The organism is Gemmatimonadaceae bacterium (assembly GCA_020852815.1).
Classification (GTDB): Bacteria; Gemmatimonadota; Gemmatimonadetes; order Gemmatimonadales; family Gemmatimonadaceae; genus SCN-70-22.
Genome location: JADZAN010000046.1, coordinates 126,368 through 143,290 on the forward strand (window position 1 = coordinate 126,368; position 16,923 = coordinate 143,290).

A 16,923-nucleotide genomic window follows, 5' to 3' on the forward strand; every position below is an offset into this window, starting at 1 on the left:
CTCACCACCGGTAGACGCAGCGCCGCTGCACGGCGCCGGCACCGGCGCGCCACCGGTGATGACACCACCGCTACAGAATCCGCAGCACGTCCTCGACCGGCCCGGCGTCGCCCCCCTGCAACAGCGCGTACACATCGCGCAGCGTGGCGCGCGACCGCGGCCAGACCAGCCGCTCCAGCGCCTCATCCACGCTCACCCAGGCGGCGGCGTCGTGCTCGGCGCCCAACGTCAACGCGCGCGAACTGTCCGCGAAGGCGGCAAAGACCACGGCGACCTGCACCACGCCAAAGCGGTGCAGGTAGAACGGGTGGCAGGTAACGTTGTAGAGCCGATCCGCGGCGAGCCCGGTCTCCTCGCGCAGCTCGCGCTGGGCCGCCTCCTCGGGGCGCTCGCCCCCCTCGATGCGCCCGTGGACGACCTCCCAGGCCCCGGTGCACCGCGTCCCCTCACCGCGCCGCAGGATGAGGACGCGCCACCCGCCGAGCGCAGGATCGATGACGAAGACGTCGACGACGCCGACCTTGAGCTCCACCATGCCGCCCCCTGAATGAAGACCGGGAGCACGGCTCGTGCTCCCGACAAGACCTTCGTGCTCCACGCCTACGACTTTCGAAGCAGGGCGCGCAAGCGCGCCGTCAGCGCCCGCGGCCTGAACGGCTTGGTAAGGAAGTCGTTGGCGCCGAGTTCGAAGACGCGAACCTCGTTGTCCTCGTCCCCCTTGGCCGTGAGGACGATGACGGGGAGCGAGGCGGTGTTGGGGCGCGAGCGCAGGCGCGACAGGACGGCGTAGCCGTCGAGGCGCGGGAGGTTGAGGTCGAGGACCACCGCGTCCGGCGCTTCCTGGTCGATCTCGTCGAGGGCAACGATGCCGTCGGCCGCCTCGACCACGATGAAGCCGTCGCGCTCCAGCAGGTCGCGCAGCACAAGGCGGAGGGGCGCTTCGTCCTCCACGAGGAGGATGGTGCTCTTTCCGGCGCGGCGGCTGTTCGTGGTCGGAATGAGGTCGTCGACGAGTTCCAGCGCATCGTCGGTGAGGATCGAACCCCGGGCGAGCGGTGAAGGGGGCGGGGCCGGGCGCGTCGGCGGTGTGACGGGCGGGGCCGCCAGCGGCTGCCGGAGGATGCCGAATTCCGAAGTCGGAGTCGGGTTCAGGAGCCGAGGCTCGGCGCGCGCCTCCCGGCGGGGGGCGGGCTGGTCGATGGGGGCCTCGACGACGCGCAGGAGCTCCTCGAGGTCGGTGTTGCCTTCCAGCACGTGGTCGATCCCCGACTCCCAGAGCGAACGCATTCCGCTGTCCTTGGCCGCCTCGACGATCTTGTCGGTCGTCTCGCCGGAGGAGACGCGGCGTTCGACCTCGCCATCGGCGATGAGCACTTCCATCAGCGCCAGGCGCCCGCGGTAGCCGGTGTGGCCGCACTCGGCGCACCCGACGGCCTTGCAGAGCTGCGCCCCGGCGGGGAGCCAGCGTTGCAGCCGCTCGGCCACCGGTTCGGTGGTGAGCTGCCGGCAGTTGACGCAGAGGCGGCGGACCAGGCGCTGCGCCACGACCCCCTTGAGGGCGGCGCCGATCTTGTAGCTCTCCACGCCGATGTCGAGGAGGCGCGCCACCGACGACGCCGCGTCGATCGTGTGCAGCGTCGAGAGGACCAGGTGCCCCGTGAGCGAGGCCTGGATCGCGATTCCCGCCGTCTCCCGGTCGCGGATCTCGCCGACGAGGACGACGTCGGGGTCCTGGCGCAGGATGGAGCGCAGCGCGGCTGCGAAGGTGAGCCCCGCCTTCTCGTTCACTTGCACCTGCACCACGCCCGTGAGCTTGTACTCGACCGGGTCCTCGACGGTAACGATGTTGACGCCGCGCGTCTGGATGGTGCGCAAGGCGGCGTAGAGCGTCGTCGTCTTTCCCGACCCGGTGGGGCCGGTGACGAGGACGATCCCCTCGCGCAGGTTCACCAGGTGCTGGATGCGCTCGAAGTCGCGCTCGCTCATCCCCAGCCCTTCGAGCGAGAGGATGTTGTTGCTCGAGTCGAGGATTCGGATGACGACTTTCTCGCCGGCCGACGCGGGGAGCGTGGAGACGCGGAGGTCGACGCGCTTGCCATCGACGGAGACGCGCGCGCGCCCGTCCTGCGGGCGGAGGCGGTCGGCGATGTCGAGCCCCGAGATGATCTTGATGCGCGAGACGAGCGGGATCCCCACGGCGCGGGGGAGGGTGAGGGCGTGCCGCAGGACCCCGTCGATGCGGTAGTGCACCTGCACGCCGCGCTCCTGCGCCTCCATGTGGATGTCGCTGGCGCGCTGGCTGATCCCCTCGGCGATGATGTGGTCGACGAGGCGGATGATGGGGCGTTCGGAGGCCTTCTCGCTCGTGAGGTCGAGGTCGACCGAGGCGTCGGGGCCGTCGGTCACCGACTGCACGTCGTACTGCGTCATCCCCTCGAGGAACTTCTCGACGGCGCTCTCCGGGCGGTACAGCTCCTCGATGCGCTCGATGATGCGCGACGGCGCCGCCAGGTGCATGCGCACGGTGCGTCCGGTGGCGAAGCCCAGCGTGCGCTCGCAGTCCAGGTCGTGCGGGTCGGCGGTGGCGATGTCGAGGATCGAGTCCGTCACCTGCAACGGCACGATGCGGTACTTCCGCGCCAGCCCCTCGGGGACCGCATCGCGCGCCGCACCGGTCGACGACGCCAGGTCGGCGACCTTCATCCGGAAGCGCAGCGAAAGCGCGGCGAGGATCGCGTCGTCGGTCGTGAAGCCGCGCCGCGTCGCCGTATCCCACAGGCTCTCGCCCCCGGGCTGGCGCAACTCGGCCAGCGCCGCCGTGTCCACCAGTCCCTCCAATGTCGGCAGGAGCCAATCATCGCGGGTGGGACGCATCGACGACATGTGGTCGCGAACTCCTGGCGAGGTCACGTGCGAGGTCACGTGCGAACTGGGAAGCGGGTCAAGCTAAAGGTAGTATGGACAGATCACCACGGAAGAATGGCGCGCCTTCGCGCACCGTTCGCACTCATCGAGCCATCTCACAGATGATCGCCAGCCTGCCGCCGCCCTCGCCGCCCGGGAGCCCTCGACCGTTGGTGCGATCGATTGAAGTATCGACGGCTGCGCGCGATTCCTCACGCGCTTGCACCTCGCCGCGATCCCCTCTTCCTCACGGCCATCCAACCCGGGCGAGCGCACCAGCGAGCCCGCTACAGAATCGACCAGAAATCTCGACTTACATCGACGCCCAACGTCCACCTGCCCCGACGCAACCCGCGCGCGACGTCGACCCGCACGAGATCGAAGAACGTCAGCAGCCCCACACCAACCGAGGGGAACGAGCCGGCGCCGTTTGCTGGGGGCTGGGTGAGGGCACCGGCGGGGAGGTACCACGTCCCCCCGTTTCCCTCCACGGACACGACGTTATGCACGAACGGCGCGAGCCGAGCCTGCGAGGGTACACGCCCCCAGCGCCCCAATGACAGAGAGACGAATGGGATGGGCGTTCGCCACTCGACATGCTGCGTGGCGAGTGCCCTGCTGCGGAACTGGTGAAACGCGTACCCCGGCCCCGACTGCGGGCCGCCGGCAAAGAGGAGCAGTTGCGGCGCCACTCCCCCCTGGGCGTCGACAGCGCCGCCGGTGGCACGCACCAGCCATTGCGACCGCCCCGACTCGCGCATCCACTCGGCCATGGCATAGGCGCGCGCATAGCCACGAGTCGTGAGCGTGTCCTCCCCCTCCCCCCCCGTCCACCCTCCCAGGCGTCCCGCGCGCAGCTCCCCGCGAAAGCGGAACGTCCCGCCCCACCACCACGCACCCAGCGGTCGCTCGACGGCGAGCGCAAACCGCGGTCCCTCCCCTCGCACGGCGGCGAGGGTGGGCTCGTACGTGCCGAACGACGGTCGCGCGGCCACGCGCACCGCCTGTTGCCACTCGTAGCCACCGTCCAGCCGAAGGCGCATCCCCGCATGGGTCCCAAGATGGAGGGCCAGCGTCGCGCCGCGCGTATCAAACGGTTGCGTATAGTCACTTCCGAACTCCTGGGCGGCGATGCTGTTCCGCACGCGTGACGTCTCCGGTTCGTCACCAGCCTCGCGGTACTCGCGAAAGGCACTGAGCCGCGCGGCCACGCCGTCGGCTCGCTCCCAGCCGAGCGAGATCGTCGCCTTCGGTTCGTGATCGGAGAGGGCAAAGCGCCCCACCGCGCCGATGTCGATGCCACTTCCCAGCCGTCGGCGAATCCCGCCACCAATCGCCAACCCCTCGGCACGCGTGACGCGGGCAATGTCCGACATGGAGCGCACCGAGGGGAGCGTCGACTGCGTGCGTTGCAGCGCCTGCGAGCGCACGAGGCGGCGCGCCTCTTCTTGCACCTGGCGAACGTCGTCGTCGGTGGCGACGGCGATGTCGTCAGGCAACCCGAGGATGACGTTCGAGCTGTCGGGCCAGCGGAACCGCTTGCGCCGGTCGCTCGGCGCGTACAGGATCTCCGGCCCCGGCGAGGCGGCGATGACTTGCGCCTCCGTCCCGCTGTTCACCCGGTAGTCGCGAATGTCCCAGCGCCCGCGAATGATCCCGCGCGCCGGGAAGTCCATCCAGCTCCCCGTGCGCCGGATCTCGATCTCCTGCCGCCGCGGCAGCCAGAAGCGCCCCTCGATGAGCGAGTTCTCGAGGACGATCGACACGTCCTCGAGCTGCTGGTCCTTGAGCGCGGTGCGCGTGAACGAGAACGCCATGCGCACCACCTGCGCGTCGTCTTTCGCGATGTAGACTGCGCCGACGGCGGCCGCCTCGCGCTCGTTGCGAGGCCTGATCTTCACCTCGTAGACGTCGATGGTGCGCCCCGGAATCTCGAGGCGCAGCGAGTCGCTCAACTGGTAGCCGTAGGTGGCCAGCCCGCGCGCCGAGAGCGGGTGCGCCACATCCTGCACTTCATCGCCGTCGCCAAGGCGGATGATGTCGGGGAAGTTGTTCTGGACTATTCCCAGATGGTCGCGGTGGTAGTTGATGTCGGTGGGGAGGAGGAGCGTGTCGCGCCGCCCGACGATCCATTGCTTGCTGTAGTTCGGCGCACGCCAATAGACTTCCAGCATCAGCTCGTCGGCCTTGACGACCTTGGGCGGGATGGGGAAGCCGTCGCCGACCTGGGCGAGGAATGTCAGGAAGCCGTGCGCCTGCGCCGTGTAGTCGGCGAGGCCGGAGTCGGCCAACTGGCGCGCTCGCCGCTCGGTGGCGCGTTCGACGAGCAGACGCGACGTGGAGTCGTTCCACGGACGCTGCGCGTGCGCCGCGCGCGCGACGACCACGCCGAGGGCAAGCGCTGCGAGCGCGCGGGCCAGCACACGGGACATCATGAGCGAATATCAGCGGGTGCGCCGTGCACCAGCAAGCACCAGCGAGCAGCAGCAAGCGCCGGCAAGCACCAGCGCTCACGCGCAAGCACCGGAGCGCCTGACGTGACCTTTGCCGATTTTGAACGCCGCGCGCAGACGGGGACGCTCGTCCCGGTGTGGCGCGACATCCTGCTCGACACCGATACGCCGGTCTCCGCCTTCGCCAAGCTGCGGCGAGCGCCATTTGCCTTCCTCCTCGAGTCGGCACCGGCCGGTGGCGAGACGTGGTCGCGCTACACCTTCATCGGGACCGAACCGCACTCGGCGTGGCGACTCACGGAGCAGACGGTGGAGGAGTGGACGCCGTCGCTCGGCTGGCACGGCGCGCACACCGTCGACGATCCCATCGACGACTTGCAGCGCCGGGTGCGCGCGTTGCGCCCGGCGAGCGCCCCCGAGCTTGGCGAGTTCTGGGGGGGCGCGGTGGGCTTCTTCTCCTACGACGTGGTGCGGGCGATCGAGAATCTCCCCACCCCTCCGCGGCGCGGCGTTGCAGCTCCCGACGCCTGCTTCGTCTTCACGCGCTCGCTGGTGGTGATCGACAACTTGCGGGGGCAGGCGAGGCTGGTGGTGGCGGTGGACACCTCCGGGACGGGGGACGGGGGACGGGGGACGGGAGTGGCGCTGCGCGCCGCGTATGACCAGGCGTTAGGCGAGTTGGATGAGCTGGAGCGCAGGCTGCGGGAGCCGTCCGACCTTTCCGCGCTGCACTTTCCGGCGGATGCGCCGCGCGCAGAGGGGCGGTCGACGTATGCGCGGGAGGACTTCGAGCGCGACGTGGAGCGCATTCGCGAGTACATCTTCGCGGGAGACTGCTTCCAGGCGCTGTTGGCGCGGCGCATCGAGGTACCGCTCGACTTCGACACGACGACGTTGTATCGCGCACTGCGCGTCCTCAATCCGTCGCCGTACATGTACCACCTCATCCTCGACGGCGTGGAGCTGGTTGGCTCCTCGCCCGAACTCCTCGTGCGCGTCTCCGACGGCAACGTCACCGTGCGCCCGATTGCCGGGACGCGGCCACGCGGGCGCACGCCGGCCGAGGACGCGGCGATGGCGGAGGAGCTGGCCGGCGACGAGAAGGAGCGCGCCGAGCACGTGATGCTCATCGACCTGGGGCGCAACGACGTCGGGCGCATCGCCGAGTACGGGAGCGTGAATGTCACCGAACTCATGACGGTCGAGCGCTACTCGCACGTATTGCACCTGGTGAGCGAGGTGCAAGGGAAGCTGCGCTCCGGACTCTCGGCGCTCGACGCCTTCCGCGCGACCTTCCCGGCGGGGACGATGACCGGGGCCCCCAAGGTGCGCGCCATGCAGATCATCGACGAACTCGAGCCCGAACGGCGCGGGCCGTACGCGGGAGCGGTGGGCTACATCGCCGCCGGCGACCAGCGCATGGACCTGGCCATCACCATCCGCACGTGCGTGGTGGCGGGAGGGGTGGCCAACGTGCAGGCCGGCGCAGGCATCGTGGCCGACTCGGTCCCTTCGCGGGAGTGGGAGGAGACCGAGAACAAGGCGCGCGCCATGTTGACGGCGATTGGCCGCGCCCGGGCCGCCGGCCCCGGTTCGCGCTAGAAGTGGTTTCAACACCGGTAGCCGCGCCGTTGCCGGCGCAGCGCGCCGGCGCTGCGGCTACCGGTTTTGAAACCACCTGTAGGCGGATCGCGCCGGCCTCGGCATATTCCCACACGAAATGACGTTCCGACTCGTCAGTAGCGACGGGAACATCCAGTTCGAGCTTCGCCCGGGGATGCCGATGATTCTCGGGCGCGCGCTGAACAGCGACCTCCCGGTCCTCGACCCCACCATCTCGCGCCGACACGCCGAGGTGAAGGCCGACGACGCCGGCGTTTCCGTGCGCGACCTGGGGTCGAGCAACGGAACGTTTGTCGCCGGTGCTCGCGTGGGGAGCGCGCGCCTGGCAGGGGGCGAGAAGATCGTCTTCGGCAAGGTGCAGTTCGAGATCCGCGAACTGTCGCCGATGCTCGTGGACGATGCGAGCGCGGAAAGCGTGCGCCGCGTGGCGCGCGCCGGAACCACGATCATTCGCCAGGTCCCCGTCCCCAGCGCCGACCAGGCGCTCGAGCTGGCGTTGCGCGCCAGCGGCGTGCAGAAGGCCATCGAGGACGGACAGGCCGGACTCACGCCGGCGGAGCGCGACCGGCTCAAGCTCACGCTCCTCCTCGAGATCTCGAAGGCGCTCACACGCACCATCGACGTTGCCGAAGTGCTGGAGAAGATGGTGCAGTTCACCTTTCGACTCCTCGACGTTGGCCACGTCTCGATCCTGCTGTTCGACGAGAACGAGCAGTTGGTGCCGCGCATCGCGCGCACGCGTGGCGGCGAGCACGCACCGCGCCCCATCTCTCCGACGCTGGCGAGCACGGTCATCCAGAAGAAGGTCGCCGTCCTCTCCGACGTGGCTGGCGACTCGCATCGTGTGACGCCGACTGGCGGTCTCAGCACGGGGATGGCGCGCAACGCCGCGTGTGCGCCGCTCATCGCGGGCGAGGGGCGCGTCCTTGGCGTGCTGTACGTCGACAGTCTCACGCCCACGTCGCGCGTGAGCGATGAGGACCTCGACTTCCTGGTGTCGTTTGCGGGAATCGGCGCGGTGGCGCTCGACAACATCCGGGCGGAAGAGCGCATCCGGCAGGAGTCGCGCATCCGGGACAACTTCGAGCGCTTCTTCACGCCGCATCTCGCGGCGCGAATCGCCGCCTCGCCGCAGGCGCTGGGGTTGGGCGGAGAGCGTCGCGTGGTCGGCGTCCTCTTTGCCGACATTCGCGGCTTTACCGAACTCTCGGCGCGCATGGCGCCTGACGAGACGGCGCGCTTCCTCACCGAGTACTTCTCGGAGATGGTCGACGTCGTGTTCCGGCACGGCGGGACGCTGGACAAGTTCATCGGCGACGCGGTGATGGCGCAGTGGGGGGCGCCGATCAGCGCCGTGGACGACGCGGACCGGGCGGTGGAGGCGGCGCTCGACATGATGCGGGCGGTGGATCACCTCAATGCGCGCTGGCGCAGCGAGGGGAGGCCGGAGATCCAGGTGGGGATCGGGTTGAGCCACGGCGAGGCGTTTGCCGGCTACCTGGGATCGGAGCGGCGACTCGAGTACACGATCATCGGCGACACGGTCAACACCGCCTCGCGCCTGTGCGCGTGGGCGGAGGGGGGGGAGATCCTCGTGTCGGAGTCGATGCGTGCCGCGTTCACGCGCGGGCACACGTTAGGCGACCGCGAGCCGCTCACGCTGCGCGGCAAGGCGGAGCCGGTGCCGGTGTTCCGCGCCCTCCGCTAACGTGGGCGTGCAGGTCACCATCGTCGGCGCCGTGCCGCCGGGCTACGTGCGCCTCGACCTGCCGCAGGGCATCGCCGTGGTGCACCACAAGGTGGCCGAGTCCACGCGCGCGGCGCTGGCCGCGGGGACGCTGTACGCCTGGGCGGCGGCGCACCCCGATCGCCGCCAGATGCAAGGGCGCCTCCCCGTCTATGCCGCCCCGCTCCCCGACGGTGCCCCGACCGTGGTCGTGCGGCACGCACGGCACGGCGGGATGCTGGCCCCGGTGCTGCGCGACCTCTTTCTCCCCCCCACGCGCGCGCCGCGCGAGTTGCGCACGGCACTCATCCTCGCGCAACTCGGCGTCCCCACGCCGCCCGTTGCGGGGTACGCCGTGTATCGCGCCGGCCCCATCCTGCGGCGCGCCGACGTGATGACGCTCCTCCTCCCCGGTGAGGACCTGGGGGCCATGCTGCGCGCGTCGGCGAGCGATGCCGACCGGGAGCGGCTGGTCACCCCCGTGGCGGCGCTGCTGGGGGCGCTGACCCAGGCGGGGGCGTGGCACCCCGACCTCAACGTGAAGAACATCCTCCTCGTCCCCGACGATGCGGGTGAGTTGCACCCGGCGGTGCTCGACGTCGATCGCGTGCGCTTCGTGCCGCCCGGCGATCCCAACGTGCGCGAGGCCAACTTCCGGCGCCTCGAGCAGTCGCTCGACAAGTGGCGCGCCCTGCACGGCGCCGGCTTCACGAGCGACCAGCGGCGCGCGATTCACGAGCGCCTCCTGCAGGATGAGGCGGTCGAGGCCACGCACCGCGCGCTGGCGCTCGACGCCCACATGCCCACCGACCTCACATGATCGCCGCGCCATCACCCTTCCCGGCGCGACCAGGAGCACTCCCATGAAGGACGCCAAGCTCGACCGCGTGGGGATCGTGATGATGAGCGCCGTGGGCGATGCCGTGCACGTCCTCCCCGTCATCAACGCCATCAAGCGTCACCAGGCAAGCGCGCACATCACGTGGGTGCTGCAGCCGGGGCCGGCCACGCTGGTGCGCGGGCATCGCAGCATCGACGAGATCGTCATCTTCGACCGCTCCAGGGGGCGGCGTGCCTTCACCGACGTGAAGCGCGAACTCGCGCAGCGCCCGTTCGACCTCGTCCTCGACCTGCAGGTCTACTTCAAGGCGGGACTCGTCACGTCGTTCACGCGCGCCCCCATCAAGCTGGGCTTCGACAAGGCGCGCGCCCGCGACCTCAACTGGCTCTTCACCACGCATCGCATCCCGCCGCACCCGGTGGGGCAGCACGTGCAGGACCAGTACTTCGAGTTCCTCACCGCGTTAGGCATTCCCTTCGAGCCGGTCACCTGGGACCTGGGCCCTACCGACGAAGAGCGCGCCTGGCAACGGGGCTTCTTCGCCCCCATCGAGCGCCCCACCGCGGCGATCGTCGTCGCCACCAGCAAGGCGGAGAAGGACTGGATCCCCGAGCGATGGGCGCAGGTGGTCGACGTCCTGTACGAGGACTACGGGTTGCAACCGGTGCTGGTCGGCGCCCGCACGGCGCGGGAGCTGGCGGCCGAGCAGGTGATCATGGCCAAGGCACACCACCGCCCCATCTCGGCGCTGGGGAGCGGGCTGCGGCGACTCGTCTCGATCCTCGATGGCTCGTCGCTCGTCCTTGCCCCCGACACCGGCCCGCTGCACATCGCCGTGGCACTGCAGCGCCCGGTGATCTCGCTCATGGGATACACGAACCCCAGGCGCACCGGACCGTACCGCGCCTATCACGACCTCCTCATCGACGCCTACGGCGACCCCGGCGAGGACTATCCGATCAGCATGGAGAACCGCCCCGGACGCATGCCCAACATCACCGTCGACGACGTGCTCACCAAGGTCGAGCATTGGCAGCGGACGTACGGGAGCGTGCGACCTTAACGTCGCCCCTTCTTGCCGCGTCCAATGTCCGGGTGAGTTTTCAGTCTGCACCCGACGCGACCATCGTATCCCATACCCTCCCCGGAGGACCCGTGAAACGTTTGTGGATGTCGCTCGCCGCCGCGCTCCTCGTCGTCGCTTTCGCCGCACCACGCGCGCACGCGCAGGGCGGACCGCCGCCGGGTGGCCAGCGTGGCCCCGGGCGCATGATGGAAATGCTGATGCAGGGGATCACGCTCGACGACGCGCAGAAGGCGAAGGTCGACTCGATCCAGGCCAAGTACCAGAAGGAGATGCCGCCGTTCACGCCCGGCGAACCGCCGGCCCCTGAGGCGATGCAGAAGCGCCGCGAACTGATGACGAAACAGCAGGACGAGATTCGCACCGTTCTCACGGCCGACCAGCAGAAGGTCTTCGACAAGAACGTGGCCGACATGCGCGAACGCATGGGACGCCGCCCAGGCAACTGACCGAAGGCTGTTTCCAGCGCCACACGCACGGAACGCAGACGGGGGACGGAATCACGCGATTCCGTCCCCCGTTCACGCATGTCCGAGGCGCGCCTCGCTCACCCGTCCGCGTCGAGTCCGCGGAAGTGGTACGTGACGCCCACCTCCCGCAGCAGCGCCACCAGCCTGCCTAACGCCAGCCCCATCACGGCGAAGTAGTCGCCGTGGATCCGCTCGACGAGCGTGGCACCAAACCCCTGGATGCCGTACGCCCCCGCCTTGTCCATCGGCTCGCCGGTGGCGACGTAGTCGCGGAGCTGCGCCGGCTGCAAGGGCCGGAACGTCACCTCCACCGCCTCCACGCCGGAGACGAGCCCCCCGCCACGTGCAACAGCAACGGCGGTGTAGACCCAGTGCGTGCGCCCCGCCAGGCGCGCCAGCATGCGCTCGGCGTCGGCGGCATCGGTGGGCTTGCCCAGCACCTCGCCGTCGATCACGACGATCGTGTCGGCACCGATCACGACCGCGTCGGGCATCGCCCGCGCCACCACCTGCGCCTTCTCGCGCGCCAGCCGCTCGGCGTGCGCCGGCGGATGCTCCCCCGGGAGGTACGACTCGTCGATGTCGGCCGGACGCACCTCGTGCCCGATCCCGACCTGCGCCAGCAACTCGCGCCGCCGCGGCGACTGCGAGGCGAGCACGACGCGGAGCGGCGTGTCGCTCATCTCATCGCTCCAGCCAGAGCGTCACCGGGCCATCGTTCACGATGTCGACTTCCATCGACGCCCCGAACTCTCCCGTCTCGACCTTCGCCCCCGTGGCGCGCAGCATCGCCACGAAGCGCTCGTACAGCGGGATGGCCTGCTCCGGGCGCGCCGCGTCGATGAACGAGGGGCGCCGCCCCTTGGCCGCGTCGCCGTACAGCGTGAACTGCGACACCACGAGCAGCGAGCCCGCCACGTCGCCTAACGCCAGGTTCATCTTGTCCTCGGCGTCGGAAAAGAGGCGCAGCCCCACGACCTTCTCCGCCATCCAGCGCAGCTGCTCCTCACCGTCGGTGTGCGTGAAGCCCACCAGGAGGACGAAGCCCTTGCCGATGCGCCCGGCTACGCGCGAGGCCACGCGCGAGGCGCGGTCAACCTCGCGAATGCGCACCTCGCCGCGCGAGACCCGCTGCACCAGGACGCGCACCGCCTAACGCTCGCCTCGCAACCAGCGCAGCACCAGCGCCGCCGCGACCATCCCGGCCATCGGTGCGGCCCAATAGATCCACAGCGAGTCCAAGCGCTGCCCGATGAGCGCCGGCCCCAGCGAACGGGCCGGGTTCATCGACGCTCCGGTGAGCGGTCCGCCCATGAGGACGTCGAGCGCGACCGCCATGCCGATCGCCACCGCGGCGCCCCCACCGCCCCATCGATCGTCCGACGTTGCCCCGACCACCGTAGCCATGAGGACAAACGAGAGCCAGAACTCGATGGCGAAGGTTGCCCCCACGGAGACCGTGGGGATTGTCGCGCCAAGGCTCCCCGCGTTGCCCAGTGTAGCGAGGAGGATGAGCGAGGCGATCGAGGCACCGGCACACTGCGCCAGGACGTACCCCGCCGCCTCGCGCGCCGGGAACTTCCCCGTCACCACGAGGGCGACGGTGACCGCTGGGTTGATGTGCGCCCCCGAGATGCCGCCGATGGTGGCGATGAGCACCGTGACCAGGAAACCCCAGGTCAGGGCGATCCCCGTCAGCCCCAACGCCCCCTGCGAGATCACGTTGGTCATCACACTCCCGGTCCCCACGAGGACCAGGAGACAGGTGCCGAGCAGCTCGGCGGCAAGGCGGCGGGAGAGCGGAGGGGTGTCGGCCATGGCGGAGGGGAAGTGGACGCGGGAATGGTGTCGCCCCCGGCGCCGCGGCGCCAGCCTAACGCGCCGGCTTCCGCGCCCGCACGAAGGCGCTCATGACCTTCCCTTCCACGGCGGGAATCAGCGACTCGGCGTCCAACCCGGCCGACTCGATCAGGGCGCGGGCGTCTGCGGCGGTGTAGACGCGCGTGGGCTCGATGCCGATGTCGCGGAAGCCGGCACGCGCGAGAAGCGCCGCGTAGTCTCCCTCCTCGAGCGCCCCGGACACACACCCCGTGAAGAGCGCAACGCTGCGTTGCACCTCGCTCGGGAGCTCGCCGCGCAGCACCACATCCGACACCGCGAGGCGCCCCCCCGGCCTGAGGACGCGAAACGCCTCGCGCATTACCTGCGGCTTGTCGGCCGAGAGGTTGATGACGCAGTTGGAGATGATGACGTCGACGCTGGCGTCGGGGAGTGGAATGTGCTCGATCTCTCCCTTGAGGAACTCGACGTTGTTCGCGCCGGCCTTGGCCTGGTTGTCGCGCGCGAGGGCGAGCATGTCGTCGGTCATGTCGAGGCCGTACGCCTTGCCGCCGGGGCCTACCCGACGCGCCGAGAGAAGGACGTCGATCCCGCCCCCCGAGCCCAGGTCGAGGACCACCTCGCCAGGCGACAGCTCGGCGAGCGCGGTGGGGTTGCCGCAACCTAACGACGCGAGGAGCGCCGTCGCGGGAATCCCCTCCACCTCACCTGCCTCGTACAGATCGGTCGTGATCGGGTCCCAGACTTCGCCATCGCCGCCACAGCACGAGGTCCCGCACCCGCAGGAGGGGGCGTTCCCCTCGACCGCACGGCGCGCCGCCTGCGCGTACTTCTCACGCACCGTCGCGCGCAGCGCCTCGCCACCAGCCGGTGCGTGCGGCACGGGAGCGCTGGAGGGCGACAACTCCGCCGCGGCCCCCGACGACACGACCGCTGCGCGTGCGGCGCTCACCGCGCTTCCCTGCACCTGCTTCGCGCGCCCCGCAATTGTCGTCGTTTGCACCTGCTGGTCGCTGCAGCACCCCGGCGCGCAGCATGCCTCGTCATGGTCCGACATATTGCACCTCACGATAGTGGTCGCCGCGTCATGGCGGCGGATGAAGGTCAGTTGGACAAGACCAGGCGCATGGCGACCGCCGATGCACAGCAGGTCTCGGAGAACTCCCGCGATTGCCGCACGAGCGAGGGGGCGGACGCACGATCAGCGGGTTCGAAGCCAAAACGCGGGAAGTAGGCGGCAGCCGTGTTGGTCAGGAGCCAGACCTCCCGCACGCCGTGTGTTGCCGCCCATTGCAGCCGGTCGCGCGTGAGCGCCTCCCCCACCCCCTTCCCACGCCACGCCGAGTCCACCGCCGCCGATCGGAGGAGCGCAGCGCTCCCGTAGCGCTCGATCCCTTCCACGCCGATCAGCCCCGCCGGGCACTCGGCGATGGCATAGCCGTCGCCGAACTGGTCCTCGACGCCGTCGATGGGGAGCGATGCCTGGGCCACGAGTCGCAGTACGTCGGCGAGATCGTCGGCGCGCGCCGCCCGAACGCGAAAGCCCGAGTGCGTCATGATCCGTCTCCCGAAAGGTGGTGATGAACCAGCCATCCATCGATGTTCATCGATGCATCTCGCGAAAAAAGGGGAGAACCCTCACGCCAGCGCTCCCAACCGGGAGGACAACCGGCTGCGCATCTCGCCAAAGACCTCGCGCCGCACTCGGTAGTACATCCACTGCCCCACCTTCTCCGACTCGACCAGCCCGGCCTCGCGCAGGATGCGCAGGTGATGCGAGACCGTGGGCTGCTTGACGGGGACCGCCGCCTCGAGGTCGCAGACGCAAACGCGTCCTTCGTTGCGCCCCAGGACGTCGAGCAGTTGCAGCCGGATGGGGTGGGCCAGGAGCTGGAGATCCTCTGCAAGGCGCTCGGCCTCACGCACGGCGATGCGCGGACGTACGCCGCTGTCGCAGCACCGTTCCCCCAACTGCCGTTCGACGATTTCCAGCACCTTGGCCATGGTGGACAGTACGGAGTATATCGAAGTTTGTCAATACGTCATTCGCCACCACGACGAAAACCCCCAAACGAAAGAAGACGAGAGCCCAGGCCCTCGTCTTCTCGTCCTCTCGTCCTCTCGTCCTCTCGTCCTCTCGTCCTCCGCCCCTATTCGACGGTCACCGACTTTGCCAGGTTCCTCGGCTGGTCGACGTTCGCGCCGCGCTTGACGGCGACATAGTACGCCAGCAGCTGCAACGGGACCGACGCCAGGATCGGCATCAGGAGGTCGATCGTCTCGGGGATGCGGAACTCGTAGTCGATCTTCCCTTCGAGCGCGTCCTCGTCGCGCGACGTCACGGCGATCACGCGCCCCTTGCGCGCCTTCACCTCGTGCACGTTCGAGGTGATCTTGTCGAACACCGAGTCATGCGGGGCGATGAAGACCACCGGCATCATCTCGTCGATGAGGGCGATGGGACCGTGCTTCATCTCGGCCGCGGGATAGCCCTCGGCGTGGATGTACGAGATCTCCTTGAGCTTGAGCGCCCCCTCGAGGGCGACCGGGAAGTTGTAGCCGCGCCCGAGGTACAGGAAGTTGCTCGCGCGCTTGTACTCCTCGGCGATATCCTCGATTTCCTGCGCGCGGTCGAGCACCTGGCGGATCTGCGCCGGCAGCGCGCGCATCCCGGCAATGATCTCCGCCCCGCGCTCCTGCGACAGCGCGCCGCGCAGCCGCGCCAGCTTGAGCGTGAACAGGAGGAGCGCGATGACCTGCGACGTGAACGCCTTGGTCGATGCCACACCAATCTCGGGGCCGGCGTGGATGTAGATCCCGCCATCCGCCTCGCGGGCAATGGTGGACCCCACGACGTTCACGATGCCTAACGTACGGGCGCCGCGGCGCTTGGCTTCGCGCATGGCGGCCAGCGTGTCGGCCGTCTCGCCCGACTGCGAGATGACGATGCAGAGCGTCTTGTGGTCGACGATCGGGTTGCGGTAGCGGAACTCCGACGCGTACTCGACCTCCACCGGGATGCGGGCCAGTTCCTCCAGCATGTGCTCGCCGATGAGCGCCGAGTGCCACGACGTTCCGCACGCGGTGATGACGATGTTGCTGAAGCCCAGCAGCTCCTCGTCCGTGAGGTTGAGGCCACCCAGCTTCGACGTCCCTTCATCGTCCAGCATGCGCCCGCGCATCGTGTTCTCGATCGTCTGCGGCTGCTCGAAGATCTCCTTGAGCATGAAGTGCGCATAGCCGCCACGCTCGATCTGCGCGAGGTCCCACTCGATGTGCGCGACCTTCTTCGGGATCTCCGTCGCGTTCATGTCGATGACGCGGTACCCCTCGTCGTCGATCACCGCCATCTCCCCGTCCTCGAGATAGACCACCTGGCGCGTGTGCGCGAGGATGGCCGAGACGTCGGAGGCGATGAAGTTCTCCTTGTCGCCAAGACCGAGGAGAAGCGGGCTCCCCTTGCGGGCGGCGACGATCTTGTGCGCGTCGACCGAGGAAATGACGGCAATGCCGTACGTCCCTTCGACCTGCCACAGCGCTTCCAGCACCGCGTCCTCGAGGCTCCCGTCGAAGCACTCCTCGATGAGGTGCGCGAGGACCTCGGTGTCGGTGTCGGACGAGAAGGTGTAACCGCGCCCCTCGAGCATCTGCTTGAGGACCGTGGCGTTCTCGATGATCCCGTTATGCACGACGGCGATGGTGCCGTCCTGGCTCACGTGCGGGTGGGCGTTGACCTGGTTGGGCGGGCCGTGCGTCGCCCAGCGCGTGTGGCCAATCCCCGTCGTCCCCTCCACGGGGGCGAGCGAGAGGAGCGACTCGAGCCGCGCGATCTTCCCCGCCTCCTTCACGGTCTTGACGCCGGCGCCGTTCATGATGGCGACGCCCGCGGAGTCATACCCGCGGTATTCGAGGCGCTTGAGCCCTTCGATCAGCAGGGGCGTGGCGACCTTGGGGCCGACGTACCCGACGATTCCGCACATGTC

15 protein-coding genes are annotated in these 16,923 nt (G+C 69.3%); 5 read left to right on the plus strand and 10 right to left on the minus strand.

The window, feature by feature from the left end; translation table 11 throughout:
- Positions 1-70: 70 nt before the first annotated feature.
- From IT359_20480 to IT359_20490, 3 genes are all read right to left on the minus strand, one after another.
- Positions 71-535, minus strand: coding sequence for an NUDIX domain-containing protein (locus IT359_20480; GenBank protein ID MCC6931376.1), 465 nt, complete (start codon positions 533-535; stop codon positions 71-73).
- Positions 536-600: 65 nt separating this feature from the next.
- Positions 601-2,874 carry a Flp pilus assembly complex ATPase component TadA gene (tadA, locus tag IT359_20485; GenBank protein ID MCC6931377.1) on the minus strand — a complete coding sequence of 758 codons (2,274 nt, stop codon included), beginning with the start codon at positions 2,872-2,874 and terminating at the stop codon, positions 601-603.
- 317 nt (positions 2,875-3,191) lie between these two features.
- On the minus strand, positions 3,192-5,339 hold the full coding sequence (locus tag IT359_20490) for a hypothetical protein (GenBank protein MCC6931378.1): 2,148 nt from the start codon (positions 5,337-5,339) through the stop codon (positions 3,192-3,194).
- 102 nt (positions 5,340-5,441) lie between these two features.
- Here IT359_20490 and IT359_20495 point away from each other — a divergent pair, with 102 nt between their 5' ends.
- The 5 genes from IT359_20495 (at position 5,442) to IT359_20515 (ending at position 11,080) form a co-directional block, all read left to right on the plus strand.
- Entirely contained in the window at positions 5,442-6,959 is a 1,518-nt protein-coding gene (locus tag IT359_20495; GenBank protein MCC6931379.1) for a chorismate-binding protein, read from the plus strand.
- Positions 6,960-7,077: 118 nt separating this feature from the next.
- Positions 7,078-8,688 carry an FHA domain-containing protein gene (locus IT359_20500; GenBank protein ID MCC6931380.1) on the plus strand — a complete coding sequence of 537 codons (1,611 nt, stop codon included), beginning with the start codon at positions 7,078-7,080 and terminating at the stop codon, positions 8,686-8,688.
- Positions 8,689-8,695: 7 nt separating this feature from the next.
- Positions 8,696-9,526: a hypothetical protein gene (locus IT359_20505; GenBank protein ID MCC6931381.1), complete on the plus strand. Its 831-nt coding sequence runs from the start codon at positions 8,696-8,698 to the stop codon at positions 9,524-9,526.
- Positions 9,527-9,569: 43 nt separating this feature from the next.
- Positions 9,570-10,610, plus strand: a complete 1,041-nt coding sequence (locus IT359_20510; GenBank protein ID MCC6931382.1) for a glycosyltransferase family 9 protein — start codon at positions 9,570-9,572, stop codon at positions 10,608-10,610.
- Positions 10,611-10,702: 92 nt separating this feature from the next.
- Positions 10,703-11,080, plus strand: a complete 378-nt coding sequence (locus tag IT359_20515; GenBank protein MCC6931383.1) for a hypothetical protein — start codon at positions 10,703-10,705, stop codon at positions 11,078-11,080.
- A 98-nt stretch (positions 11,081-11,178) separates the two neighbouring features.
- Here IT359_20515 and maf read toward each other — a convergent pair whose 3' ends face one another.
- The 7 genes from maf to glmS all read right to left on the minus strand — a co-directional run bounded on the left by maf (position 11,179) and on the right by glmS (position 16,920).
- Positions 11,179-11,784 (minus strand): septum formation inhibitor Maf, encoded by a 606-nt coding sequence (maf, locus tag IT359_20520; GenBank protein ID MCC6931384.1) that lies wholly within the window; start codon positions 11,782-11,784, stop codon positions 11,179-11,181.
- A gap of 1 nt (position 11,785) precedes the next feature.
- A complete protein-coding gene (locus IT359_20525; protein ID MCC6931385.1) occupies positions 11,786-12,238 on the minus strand; it encodes a D-tyrosyl-tRNA(Tyr) deacylase in 453 nt (150 codons plus the stop codon).
- Between the two features lie 15 nt (positions 12,239-12,253).
- Complete coding sequence (locus IT359_20530) at positions 12,254-12,919, minus strand: aquaporin (GenBank protein ID MCC6931386.1); 666 nt, start codon at positions 12,917-12,919, stop codon at positions 12,254-12,256.
- Positions 12,920-12,974: 55 nt separating this feature from the next.
- Positions 12,975-13,997, minus strand: coding sequence for an arsenite methyltransferase (locus IT359_20535; GenBank protein MCC6931387.1), 1,023 nt, complete (start codon positions 13,995-13,997; stop codon positions 12,975-12,977).
- A gap of 47 nt (positions 13,998-14,044) precedes the next feature.
- Positions 14,045-14,497 (minus strand): GNAT family N-acetyltransferase, encoded by a 453-nt coding sequence (locus tag IT359_20540; GenBank protein MCC6931388.1) that lies wholly within the window; start codon positions 14,495-14,497, stop codon positions 14,045-14,047.
- Between the two features lie 81 nt (positions 14,498-14,578).
- On the minus strand, positions 14,579-14,944 hold the full coding sequence (locus IT359_20545; GenBank protein MCC6931389.1) for a winged helix-turn-helix transcriptional regulator: 366 nt from the start codon (positions 14,942-14,944) through the stop codon (positions 14,579-14,581).
- Positions 14,945-15,090: 146 nt separating this feature from the next.
- The gene (glmS, locus tag IT359_20550; GenBank protein ID MCC6931390.1) at positions 15,091-16,920 is read right to left on the minus strand and encodes a glutamine--fructose-6-phosphate transaminase (isomerizing); all 1,830 of its coding nucleotides are present in this window, start codon (positions 16,918-16,920) and stop codon (positions 15,091-15,093) included.
- Between the last annotated feature and the right edge of the window lie 3 nt (positions 16,921-16,923).

What these genes read in the sequence shown, in the direction of transcription:
- IT359_20480 (MCC6931376.1), bottom strand. Translation starts at nt 535, where the DNA reads ATGGTGGAGCTCAAGGTCGGCGTCGTCGACGTCTTCGTCATCGATCCT.
- tadA (MCC6931377.1), bottom strand. Translation starts at nt 2,874, where the DNA reads ATGCGTCCCACCCGCGATGATTGGCTCCTGCCGACATTGGAGGGACTG.
- IT359_20490 (MCC6931378.1), bottom strand. Translation starts at nt 5,339, where the DNA reads ATGATGTCCCGTGTGCTGGCCCGCGCGCTCGCAGCGCTTGCCCTCGGC.
- IT359_20500 (MCC6931380.1), top strand. Translation starts at nt 7,078, where the DNA reads ATGACGTTCCGACTCGTCAGTAGCGACGGGAACATCCAGTTCGAGCTT.
- IT359_20510 (MCC6931382.1), top strand. Translation starts at nt 9,570, where the DNA reads ATGAAGGACGCCAAGCTCGACCGCGTGGGGATCGTGATGATGAGCGCC.
- maf (MCC6931384.1), bottom strand. Translation starts at nt 11,784, where the DNA reads ATGAGCGACACGCCGCTCCGCGTCGTGCTCGCCTCGCAGTCGCCGCGG.
- IT359_20530 (MCC6931386.1), bottom strand. Translation starts at nt 12,919, where the DNA reads ATGGCCGACACCCCTCCGCTCTCCCGCCGCCTTGCCGCCGAGCTGCTC.
- IT359_20535 (MCC6931387.1), bottom strand. Translation starts at nt 13,997, where the DNA reads ATGTCGGACCATGACGAGGCATGCTGCGCGCCGGGGTGCTGCAGCGAC.
- IT359_20540 (MCC6931388.1), bottom strand. Translation starts at nt 14,497, where the DNA reads ATGACGCACTCGGGCTTTCGCGTTCGGGCGGCGCGCGCCGACGATCTC.
- IT359_20545 (MCC6931389.1), bottom strand. Translation starts at nt 14,944, where the DNA reads ATGGCCAAGGTGCTGGAAATCGTCGAACGGCAGTTGGGGGAACGGTGC.
- glmS (MCC6931390.1), bottom strand. Translation starts at nt 16,920, where the DNA reads ATGTGCGGAATCGTCGGGTACGTCGGCCCCAAGGTCGCCACGCCCCTG.